This window comes from Pararhodospirillum oryzae (genome assembly GCF_007992075.1).
GTDB classification, from domain to species: domain Bacteria; phylum Pseudomonadota; class Alphaproteobacteria; order Rhodospirillales; family Rhodospirillaceae; genus Pararhodospirillum; species Pararhodospirillum oryzae.
In genome coordinates this window covers 1-4631 of sequence record NZ_BJZO01000144.1, presented here as the reverse complement: position 1 = coordinate 4631, position 4631 = coordinate 1, and the positions used below count along the sequence as shown (strand labels likewise).

Here is a 4631-nt window from a genome sequence, read left to right as displayed (position 1 = left end):
GGCGGCGCACGGCTTGTGCCGCGTGAGTCAAGCGCACGGAGTGCGTGCCTGGCGCTTGAGGGCATCGAAAAAACGCCCGGGCAATCGGTTCATTCGATTGTCCTGAGGGGCGTTGCGGGCGGCCGGGAATGTTTCATATAGTTCCCTCATGTTGCATCAGGGGAAACACGATGCCGGAGGACACGATGAAAGATCCATCCCAGGACCCGCATGCCTTGGAAGGCGCTCCGGAAAACAGCCTGGAAGTGGCCATCGGGCGGCAGGTGCGCGAGTACCGGACCAAGCTGGGCATGACGGTGGCCGACCTGGGCCGCCAGGCGAAGCTGTCGCATGGCATGCTTTCGAAAATCGAGAACGGGGTGACCTCGCCCTCCTTGTCGACGCTTCAGGCCCTGTCGCGGGCGTTGAACGTTCCGGTGACCGCCTTCTTCCGCAAGTTCGAGGAACAGCGCGACGCGACCTTCGTCAAGGCGGGCGAGGGTCTGCTGATCGAGCGTCGAGGGACCCGCGCCGGGCATCAGTACCAGCTTTTGGGGCATACGATCGGTAAAAGCCTGGTGGTCGAGCCTTATCTGGTGACTCTGACCGAAGAATCCGATGTCTTTCCCTTGTTTCAGCACGCGGGGCTGGAGTTCATTTATTTGCTGGAGGGAGAGGTTGCCTATCGTCATAGCAACAAGCTCTATCCCATGAAGCCCGGGGATTCCTTGTACTTCGATGCCGACGCCCCGCATGGACCAGAAGAACTTATCAAACTTCCGATCAGACTTCTCTCGGTTATTGTCTACTCAAGAGCGGGGGACAATTAACGTCCATTGATTGTTGTTTCGGCAGGTTCCCTGATCTGTTAAGAAGAAAAAACCGGATCTCCTGGGGTCTTGGGCTCGGGTGCGCAATGCTTTCCATCGGGGGCAGGCTCACCCTTTGCAGGTCTTGCCGCGGTCTCACGCGACACGGCACACTGAAGGCTCCTCGGCGCGGGAGGACCCTATTGCGGCTTCTCCCGGGGATTCCCAAGTAAAAATCAATGGCGATTTCCCACGCCGAGATGAACAACTAGAAAGGCTTCCAGGGCCAGCCTGGACTTCTGGACGGGCAGGTGTATTATGCAACCGACTTATACAAAAGCTGAAAGAATCGTTGATGGAACGGTTCACGTCATTGGGGTGATTGCCTCCTTGACGGCAATCGGAATCTTGTTGGGGCTGGTTATTCCCAGCGGAGATGGCCGCTTGATTACCGCCGCTGTTATTTACGGCGTGGGCTTGCTGGCCACCTTTGGGTTTTCGGCCGCCTACAACCTGGCGCTGGGGTCGCGGTTCACCGAAATCCTGCGCCGCTGCGACCACGCGGCCATTTACGTCATGATTGCCGGAACCTACACCCCCCTGGCCCTGGTGTGCATTGGAGGGTGGGTTGGCATCACCTTGCTGTCGGTGGTCTGGGGCGTTGCCGCGATCGGGCTGGTCTTGAAACTGGTCTGGCACCGGCGATTCGAGCGGTTGTCCCTGTTCTTGTACCTGGCCCTGGGTTGGGCGGGGCTGGCCGCGATTGGCTCGATCATCGCCGCGTTGCCGGTTGCCGCCCTGATCTTGCTGCTGGTCGGGGGCGTCGTGTATTCGGTCGGGGTGGTGTTCCACCTGTGGACCCGCCTCCAGTTCCAAAACGCCATCTGGCACATTTTCGTGCTCGCGGCGGCGGGGTGCCATTACGCGGCGGTCCTCGACGCCATCTTGCCGGCGTGACCCAGGCGGGGCGCGGCCCCGGCGTTCCTGCGGGAGCCGGGGCCTTGCCCTGATCAGCCGGAAGAGGGCGGGGCCGGTTCGCTTTCCCGTGCATCGGCGGAGGGCCGCAGGCGCGCGATTCCCTGTTCCGATCCCCAATGCAAGGCCGCGCCCACCAGCCCCCCCACCATGACCTCGGCCCCGCGCCATAGGCCGGCCTCGACCAGGGGCGTGGCCTCGGGATCGGTGAGGAACACGATCGGGGCCGTCCACATCGCCACCCGGACCAGGGGGAAGCGTCGGGCCAGGGCGGCGCTGACGGCCACGGCACAGGTCATTTGCACGGCAACCCCCGCTCCCCAAAGATCCAGAAGGCTGCCGACGGCCACCGCCACGGCAATCCCCACCACCGTCCCCGATAGCCGCCCGATGGTGGCGCTGGTGGTTTCGGTGAGACGCTCCTGGGAAACAATGATGCCGGAAATGGCCGCCCACACCGGATGGGGCAGGCCGACCCATCCCGCCAGCTCGTAGGAGAGCAAGGCGGCCGCCGAGCAACGGGCGACGAAGGCCCCATGCCGGGCCCAACTGTTCTCGGGCACCGGCAAGGCGCGGGGAGCCGGGGATACGCGGGGGCTGGCAAATTTCCACGAGAAAAGCATCCGGGGTTTCCTTCGAACCGGCCGCCCTATCGGATGATGTGGGCGATCAGCGGGGCCGCCAGCACGTTCAGAAGCCCGGCCAGCACCATGGAAAGGCCCGAGATGGCGCCTTCCTCGCGTCCGATCTGGTGGGCGCGCGCGGTGCCCACCGCATGCGCCCCAACCCCGAACAAGGCCCCCCGGGCCAGGGGCGAGCGCAAGGGCAGGCCGGCCAGCAGCAGGTCGCCCACCGTGGCGCCCACGATGCCGGTCATGACCACGAAAACGGCCGTCAAATCGGGATTGCCGCCGATGGCGCCCGAGACTTCCATGGCGAACGGGGTACTGATGGAACGCGGCAGCAGGCTGGCGCGCACGGTGTCATCCACCCCCAGCAGGGCGGCCAACCCCCAGCTGGTGGCGATGGCGGTCACGCTGCCCGTGATCATGCCGACCAGCAGCAGTGGCCAGTGCCGGCGAATCAAGGCGCGCTGCTCGTAGATCGGCACGGCAAAGGCCACCGTGGCCGGGCCCAGCAGCGCCACCAGCCAGCGCGTGCCCTGGATGTAGTCCTGATAGCTTTCGTGCACGAACAGCAAGGTCGCGGCCAGCACGACCGGCGTCACCGCGACCGGCATCAGCCACCGCGACGGCCACCGTCGATATAATGCCTTGGATGCGCGGTAAAAGACGATGGTGATCGCCGACCACAGCAATCCCTGGACCAGCGGGTCATTCCACGACAGGGCAGGCATCGCGCTTCCTCCAGCGCCAGCACAGATCCACGCTCAGCGCGGTCACGGCCATGACCGCGAGGGTGCTGAGCACAATGATGGCAAGCAGCTTGAGCCCCAGCAGCCCCAGGAACTCCTGGTGGTTCATCACCGCGAGCACCGCGGGCACGAAAAACAAGAGCATCTCGGCCAGGAACCAGTCGGCGCCCCGCTTCAGGCTGAACAGGCTTACCCGACCCAGCGCCAGCAGTCCCAGGGCCAGGCCCATGCCAATCAGGCCGCCGGGCACGGGAATCCCCATCGTGCGCGCGGCCAGCTCGCCAGCCAGCCACAAGCCCACGACAACACCAATCTGCAAAAGGCGACTGCGCCGAAACCGGCGCCGGGCGTGGACAAACAAGACACGTGGACTCATCGGCGTGTTCCAACACTCAAGAAAGGGAAGGGGCGGAAGCCACCCCGGGCTCGTGCCCGGTTTTCGGACAGGGGAAAGGGCGGCCGTGCTTCCCAAAAGGTAAGGGGGCTTGTACGATGAAAAAAATGAATTGATCGAATGGAATTCATTCCATGAGAGAATGGCCATGGAGCTCAAGGCGCTACGGGTTTTCGTGGAAGTGGTCCGGCAGGGGGGCTTTTCCAAGGCCGCCAAGGTCCTGTTTTCCACGCAATCGACGGTGAGCAAGGCGATCAGGCAGCTGGAGGACGAAACCGGCGTGCCGTTGCTCGACCGGATCGGGCATGGCAGCACGCTCACGGCGGCCGGCGAGATCGTCTATCGCCGGGCCTTGCGTCTGCTGGCCGAGCGCGACGACCTGAAGGCGGAACTGGCCGATCTTCGGGGCCTGCGTCGGGGGGTACTGCGCCTGGGCCTGCCACCGATCGGGGCGAGTTCGCTGTACGCGCCGGTGCTGGCCTTGTATCGGCAGCACTATCCGGGGATCGAGATCCGCCTTGTCGAGCATGGCAGTGATCGCCTGATGGAAATCCTTCAGGCCGGCGAGATCGATTTCGCCGGTTTGTTATTGCCCATCGCCGGGGAATTCGAGTGGCAGGCGGTCCGTCGCGAGCCGCTGCTGGCCTTGCTGCGCGACGATCACCCCCTGGCCAGGCGGCCGGTGGTCACGCTCAAGGATCTGGAGCACACCCCGTTCATCCTGTTTGGCAGTGGGTTTGCCCTCAACCGGATTTTGCTCGACGCCTGCCAGCGTCGGGGCGTGACCCCCAACGTGGTCATCCGGTCCATTCAGATCGATTTCATCGCCGAGTTGGCCGGGGCCGGCCTGGGGGTGGCTTTCCTGCCACGCATGATTGCCCATCAGCTGGCCCATCCCCCCATTCGTCTGATCGCGCTCGATGAGCCCGAAACGGACTGGAACATGGCCATGGCCTGGCGCCGCTCGGCGTATCTGCCGCCGGCGGCGGAAGCGTGGCTTGCGTTGTTGCGGGCGGTCCATGGGGGGTGAGGCGTCCCGGGCGGGTTGGTTCTGCGGGCGCCGTGCGCCTGTCGGGCTCGCGCCCGACCCCCGCCCGCG

The 4631-nt window shown here is 64.6% G+C and carries 6 protein-coding genes; 3 read left to right on the top strand and 3 right to left on the bottom strand.

The window, feature by feature from the left end; genetic code table 11:
- Nucleotides 1-185: 185 nt before the first annotated feature.
- Both ROR02_RS15960 and trhA read left to right on the top strand, forming a co-directional pair.
- The gene (locus ROR02_RS15960) at nucleotides 186-809 is read left to right on the top strand and encodes a helix-turn-helix domain-containing protein (protein ID WP_147165040.1); all 624 of its coding nucleotides are present in this window, start codon (nucleotides 186-188) and stop codon (nucleotides 807-809) included.
- 297 nt (nucleotides 810-1106) lie between these two features.
- On the top strand, nucleotides 1107-1745 hold the full coding sequence (trhA, locus tag ROR02_RS15955; RefSeq protein ID WP_147165039.1) for a PAQR family membrane homeostasis protein TrhA: 639 nt from the start codon (nucleotides 1107-1109) through the stop codon (nucleotides 1743-1745).
- Between the two features lie 53 nt (nucleotides 1746-1798).
- On the opposite strand, the gene ROR02_RS15950 is transcribed toward trhA, so the two are convergent.
- From ROR02_RS15950 to ROR02_RS15940, 3 genes are read right to left on the bottom strand one after another with little or no spacing between them, the layout of a single operon-like run.
- A complete protein-coding gene (locus ROR02_RS15950; RefSeq protein WP_147165038.1) occupies nucleotides 1799-2386 on the bottom strand; it encodes an FUSC family protein in 588 nt (195 codons plus the stop codon).
- A gap of 26 nt (nucleotides 2387-2412) precedes the next feature.
- Entirely contained in the window at nucleotides 2413-3120 is a 708-nt protein-coding gene (locus ROR02_RS15945; RefSeq protein ID WP_147165037.1) for an LrgB family protein, read from the bottom strand.
- A complete protein-coding gene (locus ROR02_RS15940; RefSeq protein ID WP_147165036.1) occupies nucleotides 3098-3514 on the bottom strand; it encodes a CidA/LrgA family protein in 417 nt (138 codons plus the stop codon). Before ROR02_RS15940 ends, ROR02_RS15945 begins: the two co-directional genes overlap by 23 nt.
- 166 nt (nucleotides 3515-3680) lie before the next feature.
- On the opposite strand from ROR02_RS15940, the gene ROR02_RS15935 reads away from it, so the two are divergent.
- Complete coding sequence (locus ROR02_RS15935; RefSeq protein ID WP_147165035.1) at nucleotides 3681-4562, top strand: LysR family transcriptional regulator; 882 nt, start codon at nucleotides 3681-3683, stop codon at nucleotides 4560-4562.
- Nucleotides 4563-4631: the final 69 nt, after the last annotated feature.

Bases quoted from the DNA above. Each gene is read 5' to 3' on its own strand.
- ROR02_RS15950 (WP_147165038.1), bottom strand. From the start codon at position 2,386: ATGCTTTTCTCGTGGAAATTTGCCAGCCCCCGCGTATCCCCGGCTCCC.
- ROR02_RS15940 (WP_147165036.1), bottom strand. From the start codon at position 3,514: ATGAGTCCACGTGTCTTGTTTGTCCACGCCCGGCGCCGGTTTCGGCGC.
- ROR02_RS15935 (WP_147165035.1), top strand. From the start codon at position 3,681: ATGGAGCTCAAGGCGCTACGGGTTTTCGTGGAAGTGGTCCGGCAGGGG.
- ROR02_RS15945 (WP_147165037.1), bottom strand. From the start codon at position 3,120: ATGCCTGCCCTGTCGTGGAATGACCCGCTGGTCCAGGGATTGCTGTGG.
- ROR02_RS15960 (WP_147165040.1), top strand. From the start codon at position 186: ATGAAAGATCCATCCCAGGACCCGCATGCCTTGGAAGGCGCTCCGGAA.
- trhA (WP_147165039.1), top strand. From the start codon at position 1,107: ATGCAACCGACTTATACAAAAGCTGAAAGAATCGTTGATGGAACGGTT.